Raw genomic sequence first — 13377 nt, 5'->3', positions numbered from 1 at the left:
TGGGTCAGAGGCTCTTCTCCACTCCGTGTTCGGCGGCGATGCGGGCGATGTCGGACGGGGTGCCGGCCATGATGGTGCGGGCGTGCTCGGTCACCAGGTCGGCGGGCCAGTCCCACCAGGCGGCCCGCAGCAGTCGTTCGACGTCGACGTCGGCGAAGCGGCGGCGGATGGTCCTGGCCGGGTTCCCGCCGACGATCGTGTACGGCGCGACGTCGGCGGTGACCACGGCGCCGGCCGCGATGACGGCGCCGTCGCCGATGGTCACCCCGGGCATGACGGTGGCTTGATAGCCGAACCACACGTCATTGCCGACTACGGTGTCGCCCCGGCTGGGCATGCCGGTGACGATGTCGAGGGTGCGTTCGGCCCACTCGCCGCCGAACATGGCGAACGGGAAGGTGGACACACCCATCGTCGGGTGGTCGGCGCCGGCCATCAGGAAGCGGGTGCCGGAGGCGATCGCGCAGTATTTGCCGATGATCAGTTGCTCCGGCCCGTAGGCGTACAGCACGTTGCGCTGCTCGAAGCCGGTCGCGCCGTCGGGATCGTCGTAGTAGGTGTACTCGCCCACCGTGATCGTTGGCGAGCTGACCAGCGGTTTGAGGAAGACCACTCGCTCGTGGGCGGGCAGTGGGTGCAGGGTCATCGGGTCTGGCGTCAAGAGGAGTTCCTTCCTGGGGGAAGCCGGGCGACGAGGTGGGCGGGCCGGTCGTGGTGGAGGGAGGAGGTGACCGGTGCCGCAGCCGGGCCGGAGTCAGAGATAAGGCCTGATGATCATTTCGATGGCGTGCCCGGTGCGAACTGGAGCAGCACTCCCTCATCCAGCAGGACGTTGGCGAACGGCCCCCAGGTGCAAGGGAGAAGCGACGTGGCGAGTGCGGGCAGCGGCGTGTCGCCCGTGGCCGGATCGGGCGACACGCCTTTGGGACCTTTGCCGTGGGGGCAGGTCAGCGGTGTTCGGGGGCGGCCCATTCGACGAATTGGACGATCACGCCGTTGGGGTCGGTGACCTGGAACAAGGCTTCGCCCCAGGGCTCCTGGCGCAGTGGCATGGTGATCTGCGCCCCGGCGTCGCGCAGCCGCTTTTCCTGCTCGGCCAGGCCGCCGTCGAGGGTGAAGGCGAGGATCAGACCGCCGGCACGCTGGTCGCGCTGCTCGGGCGGCAGCACCTCGATGCCGCGGGCGAGCAGGACGATGTCGACCGCGTCGTCGCGCGACAGGGAGGCGAAGCCGGCGGCGGCGTGCTGGACGGTGTAGCCCAGGTAGGTGGTGAAGAACGCCTGGGAGGCGGCGACGTCGTCGACGGTCAGCGAGACGGTGGAAGCGATGAACTGCAGGGGATTCTCCTCTGGTGCGGCGGGGTGGGGTGGGGTCAGTAGCTGCGGCGCCGGGGGACGATGCGCATGCCCCGGACTTGCTGCGACGCACGGATGCGGTGGTCGGCCGGCGGACGACGCAGTTCGGCACCGTGCAGCGGCGCCCGCTCGGGCTGCTGCGACCCGGGCACACGAAACTCGATCACGGGCGCGGCGGCGTCGTGGGTGTACTTGCCCATGGGCGTCTCCTTTGGACTCGGCGTTCCATCGTCATAAACTTACGACGGAGGTAAAATTAGCCCAGAGCGCCCGAGAGTGTCAACATAAAAATGCTATGAGGGTAAGATTGCGTCATGGCTACCCAGACTCCCGCCCCGGCCGCCGGGCTGCGCGAGACCAAGAAGCACGAGACCAGGCAGCTCATCTCCGACCACGCGACCCGGCTGTTCATCGCCGAGGGCTTCGAGCAGACGACCATCGCCGAGATCGCCGCCGCCGCCCGCGTCGCCAAGAAGACCGTCACCAACTACTTCCCGCGTAAGGAAGACCTGGCCCTGGACCATCAGGAGGAGTTCGCCGCCTCCCTTGCCCGTGCCGTCACCGCACGACGCCCGGGGGAATCAGCGCTGGCCGCGCTGCGCCGCGCGTTCACCGGCGCCGTGGCCGCCCAGGACCCGGTCGCCGGATTCTCCGGCCAGGAGTTCGCCCGCATGATCGCCGACAGCCCCACCCTGACCGCCTGCCTGCGCGGCCTGCACGACCAGCGGGAACACCACCTCGCCCAGGTGCTCGCCGACGTCACTGCCGCCCAGCCCGACGACATCACCGTGCAGACCGCCGCCGCCCTGCTGGGCACCGTCCATCGCGTGCTGTTTCAGCGTATCCAGACCCTCACGCTCGCCGGACACCCCAACGACCAGATCGCGAGCACCATCGCCACCGAAGCCACCCAAGCCTTCGACCTGCTGGAGCCCGCCCTGGCCGACTACGCCTCCGCCTGATGTGAGTCATCGGGCCTGCTGTCCGGGCAGGCCCGGCGCCGCGCCCCGGCGAGGGGTATCCGATCGAGTCGCTGCCGCATCGCCTCGCAGAACTGGTCATATCTGCGAACCACACGAGCTACATCCGGGTCCGCGCGTACGCCTGGAGCGCGTCGCGGACGAACCTCGCCCCGGCGGTGTCGTCGTACATGGCGGCGAATCGGGGGTCGTCGACGTACATGTCCCCGAGGCAGCTCACCATCTCGATCGAGCGCTCCCGGTCGCCCTCGGCCGTGGGCGTGCCCGGGATCAGGCTCAGCCACCGGACGTGCCGGGCGGCCAGTGCCTGAGCGTGTTCCGAGGTCGGAGAGACCCCGGCCTTCGCCGCGGCGACCCACGCTGCGACCAGGTCCTCGGCGGCCTGCTTCCAGGCCCGCTGCTGGTCGAGCGTCTTGCCGTGCCACCAGTCGTTGCTCTCCTGGAACGCGCGCTCGCCCCAGCGTGAGATCACGTCGTCCTTGTAGTGGTCGTTGAACCCCGCCAGCATGACGTCCATCCGCGGTTCCGCCCCCGCCAGCAGGGCGTCGAGCGTGTGACGCACGGACCGGATCTGCCGGTCGATGCGGTCCCGTTCCTCCTCCAGCGCGGCGATGTGGGCGCGCAGCCCGTCACACGTGTCCACCTCCTCGGCCAGGACCTCGGCGATGGCCGGCAGGCCCATGCCGAGCCGGCGCAGGTGCAGGATCCGCTGCAGCCTGAGGACCGCGGTGGAGTCGTAGTAGCGGTACCCGTTCGCGCCCACCCGGGACGGGGCCAGGAGCCCGACGCGGTCGTAGTGCCGCAGGGTGCGGCTGGTGACGCCGGCCCTCGCCGCGAGCTCCTGGATCGTCCACTCCATCGTTCCAGTGTCACCCGCGGCGGAGCGTGGTTGCGATGATCTCCGCGCTGTCGGCGTGCAGGGCCTGCGCCGCCGTCTGCCCGGTCGCCGCCAGGTAGGTGTCGACCAGCCGGTTGCCCGCGGCGTACCCGGCGCCCATCGGCAGCCCCACCGGGGTGACACCGAGGTGCTCGGCGCCGGGGTCGCCGTGCACCCAGGCGGTGAAGTTCTGCATGCCTGTCACGTCGAGCCCGGTGAGCACCTTGTCGAAGATTTCGTCGTCGTGCAGGTGCGGCACGCCGATGCGGGCGTGGCCGAGCTCGTCGCCGTAGAGCTGGCGGGCGAAGGCGTCGGCCAGGCCCTCGCCGACGACGTGCTCGCCGACCGTGACGGTCATCGGGTCCCACACCACCCCGCCCGGGCTCCACCGCAGGTTGTGGTGGAGTTCGTGCACGGCGGTGGCCTCCAGCCGCTCCACGTTCTCGGGGAAGGGCCAGAACGTGATGGCGATGTTGCCCGAGATGCCGCCGAACCCGGTCAATCCTAGGCAGGGACCCATGAAGTGCTTGTCAGCCGGATCGCCGAGGACGAACAGCACGGTGATGTCCGGGGCCTCCAGCCCCGGCGTCGCCTCCAGCAGTACGGCGAGAGCGTCGTCGAGCGCACGTTGCATCCGCTCCCAGGCTCCGGCCGCCGCCAGGGTTTCGAGCGCGTCGAGGCAACGCTCCTCGTCGCGGTCGATGGGGAACCCGGACGCTTGGAGGTGCATGGCCACCAGGTCGATCTCGCCGGGGTAGTAGCGGTACATGCCGCTGTTGGGCTCCAGCATCGAACGCAGCAGCTCAGCGCGCTCCGCGACCGGGGCCAGCAGGATCCGCCGCATGGCGGAGTAGGTGTCAAGAACAGTGATCGACATGGCCTCGATGCTAGAAGTTGACGCAGCGTCAACGTCAAACCAGCCTTCGTCGAGGCACGGCCGGCATGCCGTCACCAGTCCCGCCATGACGAACCCCGCTGAGACCACGACCCCACAGGTCCAGCGCACGTGAAGAACGGTCAGGAATCGAGAAGCGCCGGCCCTCGAGCCGCGCCTAGCGTGATCGCCATGGACATCACCATCCACTGGACCTTCCTCCCGCACGATGGCCCGGACGCCTCCCTGGCCTTCTATCGCGACGCCCTCGGCTTCGAGGTGCGCAAGGACGTCGGGAACGGCGCGATGCGCTGGATCACGGTCGGCCCCACCGGCCAGCCCGGCACGTCCATCGTCCTGCATCCGCCTGGCGTCGAACCGGGCATCACCGAGGACGAGCGCCGCACCATCGCCGAGATGATGGCCAAGGGCACCTACGCCGGCATCGTGCTGGCCACCTCCGAGCTCGACGACGTCTTCGCGCGGCTGAAGGCCGGCGGCGCCGAGGTCGTCCAGGATCCGACAGAGCAGCCGTGGGGCATTCGCGACTGCGCCTTCCGCGATCCGGCGGGCAACATGATCCGCATCAACGAGCTGTCCTGAGCCGTCCGGCCGGCCCGGCGCAGGAGCCGGCGACAAGACCGATCAGGAATCGAGAAGCGCCGTCACCCGAGCCGCGGCTAGCGTGAGCTGGGCCGGGTCAAGACGAACAACCATCCGAGGCGATCGGTTCCTGGACTTCCCGTTCGTCTTCAAGCCCGGCCGATCCTCACCAGATTCAGGACTTCAGGAGCGACCATGACCGGCTCTTCCACCCAGGGAATCAAGACCGTGCTGCACCCCGTCTCCGACGTGGCGAAGGCCAAGGCGGTGTACGCCGCCCTGCTCGGCGTGGAGCCTCAGGCCGACGAGCCCTACTACGTCGGCTTCGAGGTCGAGGGCCAGCACATCGGGCTGGTGCCGGGCGGTGGGCAGCAGGGCATGACCTCGCCCGTGGCCTACTGGCACGTGCCGGACATCGAGGCGAAACTGGCCGAGGTGACCGCCGCGGGGGCCACCGTGAAGGAGCCCGTGCGCGACGTCGGTGGCGGCCGCCTGGTGGCCACCGTCCTCGACCCCGATGGCAACGTTCTCGGGCTGCTCCAGGACCGATAAGAGCGAAAACGGGACAAGTTGCTCGCAACTGGTTAAATCTAGCCACCGACGCCGATGGGGACCGCGAAGGCGGCCTCACGTACAGATGGAGACACGATGAGCACGGCCACGAGGACGGACACGGATCCGCCTGCGGCGCACGTTGCCGACAGCCACGATCTGATCCGCGTGCACGGCGCGCGCGAGAACAACCTCAAGGACGTCAGCATCGAGATCCCGAAGCGCCGCCTGACGGTGTTCACCGGTGTCTCCGGCTCCGGCAAGAGCTCGCTGGTGTTCGACACGATCGCCGCGGAGTCGCAGCGGCTGATCAACGAGACCTACAGCACCTTCGTGCAGGGCTTCATGCCGACGCTGGCGCGGCCCGAGGTCGACGTACTCGAAGGGCTGACGACGGCGATCATCGTCGACCAGCAGCGGATGGGCGCCGACCCCCGCTCCACGGTCGGCACCGCCACCGACGCCAACGCGATGCTGCGCATCCTGTTCAGCCGCCTCGGGCAGCCGCACATCGGCTCGCCCCAGGCTTTCTCCTTCAACGTCCCCACGGTACGGGCGAGCGGCGCGATCACGGTCGAACGCGGCGCGCGCAAGGCCGAGAGAGCGACTTTCACCCGCATCGGCGGCATGTGTACGCGCTGCGAAGGCCGCGGCACGATCTCCGATCTCGACCTCACCCAGCTCTATGACGACTCCAAGTCGCTCTCCGAGGGAGCGTTCACCATCCCCGGCTGGAAGTCCGACAGCTTCTGGACGGTGCGGGTCTACGCCGAGTCGGGCTTCGTCGACCCGAACAAGCCGATCCGCGAGTACACCAAGAAGGAGCTCCAGGACTTCCTCTACAAGGAGCCGACCAAGGTCAAGGTCGACGGCGTCAACCTCACCTACGAGGGTCTGATCCCCAAGATCCAGAAGTCGTTCCTCTCGAAGGACCGGGAGGCGATGCAGCCGCACATCAGGGCATTCGTGGACCGGGCGGTCACGTTCACCACCTGTCCCGAGTGCGACGGCACCCGGCTCAGCGAAGGGGCCCGCTCCTCGAAGATCAAGGGCATCAGCATCGCCGACGCCTGCGCCATGCAGATCAGCGACCTTGCCGAGTGGGTCCGCGGCCTCGACGAGCCGTCCGTGGCGCCGTTGCTGGCCAAGCTGCTGCACTCCCTCGACTCGTTCGTGGAGATCGGGCTGGGCTACCTGTCACTCGAGCGGCCGGCGGGCACGCTGTCGGGCGGTGAGGCGCAGCGCGTCAAGATGATCCGCCACCTCGGCTCCTCGCTCACCGACACCACGTACGTCTTCGACGAGCCCACCATCGGCCTGCACCCCCATGACATCCAGCGGATGAACGACCTGCTGCTGCGGCTGCGGGACAAGGGCAACACGGTGCTCGTCGTGGAGCACAAACCGGAGACGATCGCGATCGCCGACCACGTCGTCGACCTCGGCCCCGGCGCCGGTACGGCGGGCGGCACCGTCTGCTTCGAGGGCACCGTCGAGGGGCTGCGGGGCAGCGGCACCATCACCGGCCGCCATTTCGACGACCGGGCAGCTCTGAAGGAAACGGTGCGGAAGCCCACCGGCATGCTGGAGATCCGCGGCGCCGGCACCAACAACCTGCAGAACGTCGACGTCGACATCCCGCTCGGGGTGCTGGTCGTCGTCACCGGCGTCGCCGGCTCCGGCAAGAGCTCGCTCCTGCACGGGTCGCTCCCCGCCGGCGCGGATGTCGTCTCGGTCGACCAGGGCGCGATCAAGGGCTCGCGACGGAGCAACCCGGCGACGTACACCGGACTGCTCGAGCCGATCCGCAAGGCGTTCGCGAAGGCCAACGGCGTGAAGCCGGCGCTGTTCAGTGCCAACTCCGAGGGCGCCTGCCCCAACTGCAACGGCGCCGGGGTCATCTACACCGACCTGGCGATGATGGCCGGCGTCGCCACCACCTGCGAGGAGTGCGACGGAAAGCGGTTCCAGGCATCGGTGCTGGAGTACCACTTCGGCGGCCGTGACATCAGCGAGGTGCTCGCGATGTCGGTGACCGAGGCCGAGGAGTTCTTCGGCACAGGCGAGGCGCGTACGCCGGCCGCGCACGCCATCCTCGGCCGGCTCGCCGACGTCGGGCTCGGCTACCTCAGCCTGGGTCAGCCGCTCACCACGCTGTCCGGTGGCGAGCGGCAGCGGCTCAAGCTGGCCACCCACATGGCCGACAAGGGCGGCGTCTACGTCCTCGACGAGCCGACCACCGGCCTCCACCTCGCCGACGTCGAGCAGCTGCTCGGCCTGCTCGACGGGCTGGTTGACGCCGGCAAGTCGGTCATCGTCATCGAGCACCACCAGGCGGTCATGGCGCACGCCGACTGGATCATCGACCTCGGCCCCGGCGCCGGTCACGACGGCGGCCGGATCGTCTTCGAGGGCACACCCGCCGACCTCGTCGCCGCCCGCTCGACCCTCACCGGCGAGCACCTCGCGGCCTACGTCGGCGCCTGACCTCGGCATCACGACGAGTACCGGCATCACATGCCGGCATCGGCCGGTCAGCCGGCCGGTGGAACGACCGTACACAACTCCTCGGTCTGGGGGGTCGCTCCTGTGACGTCCGTGAGCAGTGCGGCCGCCCAGAGGAACACCTTGGGGTCGCCGAGACCTGAGTCGGTGAGCCACTGAGCGGCCCGCCGCGCGTCCTGCTCGTCCTGGATCAGCCCCCAGCGTCCCGGCTGGACGCCGGTGGCCCCGTGGACATCGGCGACGAGGCCTCCCAGGCAGGTCCAGGTGTGCCAGCGCCCGCTGTCGAAACCGACCAGTTCGAACCCCAACCGCTGTTTACTGGGGCAGGGAAACCTCTCGTGCCGGGCCAGCCGTTCGGGGAGGGTCCCGGCTGATATGTCCCAGCCGCCATCGGCGATATCGGCCAGCAGCCCGGGAACGTCGGCAGTGGCGAATCCGACCCCGAGCACGTGCAAGCCCGGCTTGTCCGCCCTGTCGCGCGCGACCTCAGCCTCCTGAGGGCCGGCGAACCAGTGATCCCAGCCACCGGGATCTACTGGCACCAGATCCACCACGCAGTCACTCAGCGACACCAGATCAGCACCAGGAAGGCTCACGTCCTGCCAGTCCTGTCGATCAGCGCGTGTGGCGACCAGATAGCCGGCAAGGACGTAGCCGGATTCCATCGCGCTATCGCCTCTCAAGATCAGTATTTGTGGTTTGGCCGGGCGCCCACGAGGTGAGGATGCGCAGCGCGTCGTCCGACGGCGAACCAGGCTCGGCGGTGAGGACCATGAGGCGCTGTCCCGAGCCGTCGGGGCTGCTCCACGTGTCGCAGTCGAGGGTGAGATCGCCGACCAGCCGATGCCGGTAGCGCTTGGTGCCGTAGGCGGCGTTGTTGACGCGATGCTCCGCCCACCAGGTACGGAAGTCGGCGTCCCGCACGGACAGCTCACCGACGAGCCGGGCGAGCTCGGGGTCGCCGGGATTGGCCGCGGACTCCATGCGCAGGGCGGCGACGGCGTCGCGGGCGTCGTGCTCCCACTCAAGGTGCAGGTCCCGGATGATCGGCTCGGTGAACAGCAGATGCAGGTAGTTGTGCCGGTCCGCGGGGAGCTGCGAGAAGTCGGTGTACAAGGCGGCGGCGCCGTCGTTCCACTCCAGGATGTCCAGCCGTTTGCCCAGAACGATGGCAGGGGTTGCGGTGAGCTGGTTGAGCAGGCGCCGCATGGCAGGGCGCACGCGCTGCGTGGGCCGGCGCCTGCGCGGCCGGGCATCGGTCTTGCCGGCCAGTTGGTACAGGTACCGCTGCTGGTCGTCGTCGAGGCGCAGTGCGCGGGCCAGCGTGGCCAGCACCGATGCGGACGCTCGGACACGGCCCTGCTCCAGCCGCGTGTAGTAGTCGACGCTGATCGCGGCGAGCTGGGCGACCTCCTCACGGCGGAGCCCCGCGACCTTGCGCCTCGAGTCCTGCTCAGACAGGCCGAGGTCCTGCGGGGCCAGTTGCGCCCGGCGGGCCTTGAGGAAGGCGCCCAGTTCGCCGGGGCCGGATGTGGTGGTCATGTCGTCCATTGTCGGACCTGGAGTGATGAGGGTGAGGGGGCAGGTCTTTTCCCAGGCAAGAACTCGCCGCTTCTGCCTGCCCACGGTTGCGACGACTGTGGACACGTGCCCGGCACCGCGCCGGGCAAGCTGACCACTGGACGGAGCATCCCATGGCGAAGATCGACATCACCTTCCACAGCGCCGGCATCCCACTCGCCGGCCACCTCCACCTTCCCGACGCGCCGGGCAAGGGGCCGCGTCCGGCGATCGTCGTCGGACACCCCGGCACCGGTGTGAAGGAGCAGGCCGCCGGCCTGTACACCGGTCAGCTGGCCGAAAGGGGATTCGTCGCGCTCGCCTACGATGCGGCCTATCAGGGGGAGAGCGGCGGCGAACCTCGCGGCCTGGAGGACCCCGCGCAGCGCGTCGAGGACCTCAAGGCCGCCGTCTCCTTCCTGACCAGCCGGGGCGAGGTCGATCCGGACCGCATCGGCGTGCTCGGCATCTGCGCCTCCGGCGGCTACGCGCTCTCGGCCACCGCGGGCGACCGCCGCGTCAAGGCCGTCGCCACCGTCAGCGCCGTCGACGTCGCCCGCCAGTTCCGCCTGGGGGCCGACGGCGCCCAGGACCCGGCCGTGTTCCTTGGCATGCTGGACACCGCGGCCCACGCCCGCACCGTTGAGGCCCGGGGCGAGGAGCCGCCGGTGCTGACCCTCTTCCCCGACACCGTCGAGCAGGCCTATGCGCTCGGTGGAGAGCACGGTGCCGAAGGCTTCGAGTACTACCGCACCGAACGTGGCCGGCACCCCCGCTCGGCGGGCTTCCTTACCTGGAACAGCCTCGACAAGATGGCGTCCTTCGACGCCTTCGCACCGATCCCGCTGATCGGGCGCCGGCCGCTGCTCATGATCGTCGGCACCCGCGCCGTCACGTCCTGGATGAGCATCGAAGCCTTCCAGCGCGCCACCGGCCCCAAGGAGCTCCACTGGATCGACGGCGCCAGCCACGTCGACCTCTATGACAAGAAGCAGTACGTGGATCTCGCCGTCGAAAGGATCGCCGGCTTCTTCGGCGAGAACCTGAGCAGGGCAGCCTAGAAGGTTCTCATGCGGCGGCTGTCCAGGCGGCAAGGTCAGTGCGAATGAGCCATTTCGTGAGCCTCTTCGAGGGAACATCCCGCCAGGAACGCCGCGACCCCGCCGGCGAAGTTGGAGCACTCGAAGATGTCCTCGTGCGGGCAGGCCAGACCATGGGCGATGGCGGTGCGTGCCACCTGAGCCCGGGCAATCCGTTGATCCAACTCGGTGAGCTTGCGCTGGTACAGCTCCCGCCAGCCGTCGCCGGCCGGCGAACGAGACGTGATGAACGCTTTGACCTCGCGCAACGTGAAACCGACATCTCGCAGCAACAACACCACACCGACCAGCTCGACCGCCGATGGCGGATAACGCCGTTGGCCTGAGACCCGAGCCGGCGCCGGGAGCAGGCCGAGCTCCTCCCAGTAGCGCAGAGCGGAAGTGGCGACACCCGCAACATCTGGGCGGTGTCGTTGCTGGACGTGCAGCCCACCGACCGGGTGCTCGAGATCGGCTTCGGCCCCGGCGTGGCCATCGCCGAGTTCGCCGGTCGCGCCACCCGCGGCCACGTCTTCGGCATCGACCACTCGCAGGCCATGGTCCGGCGGGCCACCCGCCGCAACGCCGCCGCCGTCCGCGCCCACCGCGTGCACCTCACGCACGCCTCCGTCGAGCAGTTGCCGAGCTTCGGCGATCCGCTCGATGCCATTCTCGCCGTCAACTCCGTGGGGTTCTGGCCCGATCCGGTGGAGCGGCTTCGCGAGCTGCGCCGCCTGCTCCGCCCCGCAGGACGCATCGCGCTCGTCAGCCAGCCCCGCTGCCCCGGCGCCACCCGGGACACCACGGCGCGAGCCGCCCAAGAGCTCCAGGACATGCTCAGCCAGGCCGGCTTCGCCCATCTCCGGGTCGAGACCCTCGAACTCGACCCGCCCGTCGCCTGCGTGCTTGCCGCCAATCCGACCGGCATGCCGTCATGAAGAGGGCGAGGGCGAGGCTCAGATCGGCGGCGTTGCGGGCCAGGCGCCCTACATCGGTGATCTTGGGGGTACGGGCGTGGCCTGGAGATAGGTCAGGACCGCCATGACGCGCCGGTTGTGATCGTCCGACGGAGGGAGGCCGAGCTTGGCGAAGATGTTGTTCGTGTGCTTGCCGACTGCCTTGTCGGTGACCTGGAAGCGGGCGGCGATGGCCAGGTTGGACATCCCCTCCGCCATGAGCGTCAGCACCTCCCGCTCCCGGGGCGTCAGCGCGGCCAGCGGCTCGTCCCTGCCGTGGCGGGTGAGCAGCTGGGAGACCACCTCCGGGTCCATCGCCGTCCCGCCCTCGGCGACCTGGCGTACCGCGTCGACGAAGCGGTCGACGTCGCCCACCCGGTCCTTCAGCAGGTAACCCACCCCGCCGGAGCGGTCGGACAGCAGTTCCCTCGCGTACAGCTGCTCCACGTACTGCGACAGGATCAGCACGGGCAGCCCCGGAACCTGGGCGCGCGCCTCCAGCGCGGCGCGCAGCCCCTCGTCGGTGAAGCCGGGCGGCAGCCGTACGTCGATCACGGACACGTCCGGGCGGTGCCGGACCAGCGCCGCCAGCAGCATGGGGCCGTTGTCCACCGCCTCCACCACGGTGAAACCGTTCGCTGTCAGCAGGCGGACGAGCCCGTCCCGCAGGAGTGCCAGATCTTCGGCTATGACAACGCGCACGGAACCTCCATGGTCAGTTCGGTCGGGCCGCCCGGAGGGCTGCTGATGGTGAGCGAGCCGTCGAACGCGGACAGGCGGTCCTCGATGCCGCGCACGCCGGTGCCCCCGTCGCGGCGTACCGTACCGTGACCGTCGTCGCCCACGGTCAGACGCAGCACGCCGGCGGTGTGCCGCAGCCGCACCCATGCACGGGAGGCGCCGCTGTGCTTGGCCACGTTGGCCAGTGCCTCGGCTGCGGCGAAGTACACGGCGGACTCCACAGGCGGCTGCGGGCGGCCGGGCAGGTGGAGGTCGAGATCGACCGGCATCGGGCAGAGCAGCGCGGACGCCTCGATGGCGCCGTCCAGGCCCCGGTCGGTCAGCACCGGGGGATGAATGCCGCGCACAAGGTCGCGCAGGTCCGTCAGAGCCTGACCGGCGACTTCCCTCGCCTCGTCGATCATTCGCACCATCTCGTCGGGGTCGCGGGAGCCGCGGGCCAGCCCCAGGTGCAGGCGGATGGCGATCAGCTTGGCCTGCGCGCCGTCGTGCAGGTCGCGTTCGATACGGCGTAACTCGGCCGCGCGCGCGTCGACCACCGCGGCCCGGGACGCGGTCAGCTCCCGAATCCGCGCATCCGGTGCGGGGCCGGCGTCCAGCAGCCGTCGCGTCAGCCGTGCCTGGCCGCTACGGAGCAGGGGGATGGCGATGAGAACGACCACCGCGATGGCCACGATGGACAAGCTGAGGGCGAAGGTGTTCAGCCTGCTCGTCTCCATCGGACGCAGCCGGAACCAGACGTAGTTCAGGGCGGACAGCATCGCCCACACCGCCACCACGGGGGCGGGGCCCGTGACGCCGTGCAGGGCCAGCCAGGCCAGCTCGCGCAACGTGCCGGGGTTGCGCAGCGCCGACGCCAGACCGGCCCGCCGCCTCCTGCCGGTCTCGCGCGAGCAGCCGGGGTCGCCGGCCATGGCGCTGTCCATGGCGCTGTCCAGGCCGAGCACCTGGCCCGCCCACCGGCGCTGGAATCCGGCCAGGCGGCGGACGAGGACGAGCACGCGGGCGAGCGGTGCGAGCCCGAGACCGGTCACCGGCACCAGGGCAACGCTCGCCAGCACCAGAACGAGCAGCACCAGCGCCGCCAGACCGGTGACCGCGTTCAGCGCCAGGCCGGTCACCCCGTTCAGTGCGTACGCCGCCAGACCGGTCACCGCCTTCCGCGTCGGCCCGCCGGTCGCGGGTCGTATCCCCATCACAGATGCAGTCTGCCCTGCCGGTGAGGAGAAAGGCGGTGGGGCCGGCCCTACCCCCGGGAGTGGCAATTTCCCACCCGGCCGGTGGTGCCGCACCCA

Annotated in this window: 16 protein-coding genes and 1 pseudogene; 6 read left to right on the top strand and 11 right to left on the bottom strand. The window is 69.8% G+C overall.

What is annotated here, in order from left to right; translation table 11 throughout:
- Nucleotides 1-4 precede the first annotated feature (4 nt).
- The 3 genes from AB0J64_RS31125 to AB0J64_RS31115 all read right to left on the bottom strand — a co-directional run bounded on the left by AB0J64_RS31125 (nucleotide 5) and on the right by AB0J64_RS31115 (nucleotide 1555).
- Nucleotides 5-661 (bottom strand): CatB-related O-acetyltransferase, encoded by a 657-nt coding sequence (locus tag AB0J64_RS31125; protein ID WP_364034555.1) that lies wholly within the window; start codon nucleotides 659-661, stop codon nucleotides 5-7.
- Between the two features lie 286 nt (nucleotides 662-947).
- Entirely contained in the window at nucleotides 948-1310 is a 363-nt protein-coding gene (locus AB0J64_RS31120) for a VOC family protein (protein WP_364034739.1), read from the bottom strand.
- Nucleotides 1311-1372: 62 nt separating this feature from the next.
- A complete protein-coding gene (locus AB0J64_RS31115; RefSeq protein ID WP_364034552.1) occupies nucleotides 1373-1555 on the bottom strand; it encodes a hypothetical protein in 183 nt (60 codons plus the stop codon).
- A gap of 114 nt (nucleotides 1556-1669) precedes the next feature.
- Between AB0J64_RS31115 and AB0J64_RS31110 the strand changes: the two genes are divergently transcribed.
- Nucleotides 1670-2317, top strand: coding sequence for a TetR/AcrR family transcriptional regulator (locus tag AB0J64_RS31110; protein WP_364034550.1), 648 nt, complete (start codon nucleotides 1670-1672; stop codon nucleotides 2315-2317).
- 118 nt (nucleotides 2318-2435) lie between these two features.
- Here AB0J64_RS31110 and AB0J64_RS31105 read toward each other — a convergent pair whose 3' ends face one another.
- Nucleotides 2436-3194: a MerR family transcriptional regulator gene (locus tag AB0J64_RS31105; protein ID WP_364034547.1), complete on the bottom strand. Its 759-nt coding sequence runs from the start codon at nucleotides 3192-3194 to the stop codon at nucleotides 2436-2438.
- Nucleotides 3195-3204: 10 nt separating this feature from the next.
- Nucleotides 3205-4089, bottom strand: coding sequence for a DUF2268 domain-containing putative Zn-dependent protease (locus AB0J64_RS31100; RefSeq protein WP_364034544.1), 885 nt, complete (start codon nucleotides 4087-4089; stop codon nucleotides 3205-3207).
- A gap of 189 nt (nucleotides 4090-4278) precedes the next feature.
- Between AB0J64_RS31100 and AB0J64_RS31095 the strand changes: the two genes are divergently transcribed.
- The 3 genes from AB0J64_RS31095 (at nucleotide 4279) to AB0J64_RS31085 (ending at nucleotide 7728) form a co-directional block, all read left to right on the top strand.
- A complete protein-coding gene (locus AB0J64_RS31095) occupies nucleotides 4279-4689 on the top strand; it encodes a VOC family protein (RefSeq protein WP_364034541.1) in 411 nt (136 codons plus the stop codon).
- A 195-nt stretch (nucleotides 4690-4884) separates the two neighbouring features.
- Nucleotides 4885-5241 (top strand): VOC family protein, encoded by a 357-nt coding sequence (locus AB0J64_RS31090; protein ID WP_364034538.1) that lies wholly within the window; start codon nucleotides 4885-4887, stop codon nucleotides 5239-5241.
- Nucleotides 5242-5337: 96 nt separating this feature from the next.
- Nucleotides 5338-7728, top strand: coding sequence for an excinuclease ABC subunit UvrA (locus tag AB0J64_RS31085; RefSeq protein ID WP_364034535.1), 2391 nt, complete (start codon nucleotides 5338-5340; stop codon nucleotides 7726-7728).
- A gap of 47 nt (nucleotides 7729-7775) precedes the next feature.
- Here AB0J64_RS31085 and AB0J64_RS31080 read toward each other — a convergent pair whose 3' ends face one another.
- Both AB0J64_RS31080 and AB0J64_RS31075 read right to left on the bottom strand, forming a co-directional pair.
- Nucleotides 7776-8411, bottom strand: a complete 636-nt coding sequence (locus AB0J64_RS31080) for a hypothetical protein (protein ID WP_364034532.1) — start codon at nucleotides 8409-8411, stop codon at nucleotides 7776-7778.
- A 4-nt stretch (nucleotides 8412-8415) separates the two neighbouring features.
- On the bottom strand, nucleotides 8416-9288 hold the full coding sequence (locus tag AB0J64_RS31075) for a helix-turn-helix transcriptional regulator (RefSeq protein WP_364034529.1): 873 nt from the start codon (nucleotides 9286-9288) through the stop codon (nucleotides 8416-8418).
- A 152-nt stretch (nucleotides 9289-9440) separates the two neighbouring features.
- Between AB0J64_RS31075 and AB0J64_RS31070 the strand changes: the two genes are divergently transcribed.
- Nucleotides 9441-10367, top strand: coding sequence for an alpha/beta hydrolase (locus AB0J64_RS31070; RefSeq protein WP_364034526.1), 927 nt, complete (start codon nucleotides 9441-9443; stop codon nucleotides 10365-10367).
- 35 nt (nucleotides 10368-10402) lie between these two features.
- On the opposite strand, the gene AB0J64_RS31065 is transcribed toward AB0J64_RS31070, so the two are convergent.
- A complete protein-coding gene (locus tag AB0J64_RS31065; RefSeq protein WP_364034736.1) occupies nucleotides 10403-10687 on the bottom strand; it encodes a MerR family DNA-binding protein in 285 nt (94 codons plus the stop codon).
- A 3-nt stretch (nucleotides 10688-10690) separates the two neighbouring features.
- Nucleotides 10691-10915: pseudogene (locus AB0J64_RS31060) on the bottom strand (MerR family DNA-binding transcriptional regulator); the annotation flags it as partial.
- Between AB0J64_RS31060 and AB0J64_RS31055 the strand changes: the two are divergent.
- Entirely contained in the window at nucleotides 10814-11323 is a 510-nt protein-coding gene (locus AB0J64_RS31055) for a class I SAM-dependent methyltransferase (protein WP_364034523.1), read from the top strand. The pseudogene AB0J64_RS31060 and the gene AB0J64_RS31055 overlap by 102 nt on opposite strands.
- Before the next feature lie 48 nt (nucleotides 11324-11371).
- Here the strand turns inward: AB0J64_RS31055 and AB0J64_RS31050 are convergent, their stop codons facing one another.
- Together AB0J64_RS31050 and AB0J64_RS31045 are read right to left on the bottom strand one after the other, a co-directional pair.
- On the bottom strand, nucleotides 11372-12043 hold the full coding sequence (locus AB0J64_RS31050; protein WP_364034520.1) for a response regulator transcription factor: 672 nt from the start codon (nucleotides 12041-12043) through the stop codon (nucleotides 11372-11374).
- Nucleotides 12028-13278 (bottom strand): sensor domain-containing protein, encoded by a 1251-nt coding sequence (locus tag AB0J64_RS31045; RefSeq protein ID WP_364034733.1) that lies wholly within the window; start codon nucleotides 13276-13278, stop codon nucleotides 12028-12030. Before AB0J64_RS31045 ends, AB0J64_RS31050 begins: the two co-directional genes overlap by 16 nt.
- Nucleotides 13279-13377: the final 99 nt, after the last annotated feature.

Source organism: Nonomuraea sp. NPDC049695 (genome assembly GCF_040674955.1).
Taxonomy (GTDB): Bacteria; Actinomycetota; Actinomycetes; order Streptosporangiales; family Streptosporangiaceae; genus Nonomuraea; species Nonomuraea helvata.
The sequence above is the reverse complement of the archived record's forward strand: the minus strand, read 5'-3'. Positions and strand labels throughout refer to the sequence as shown.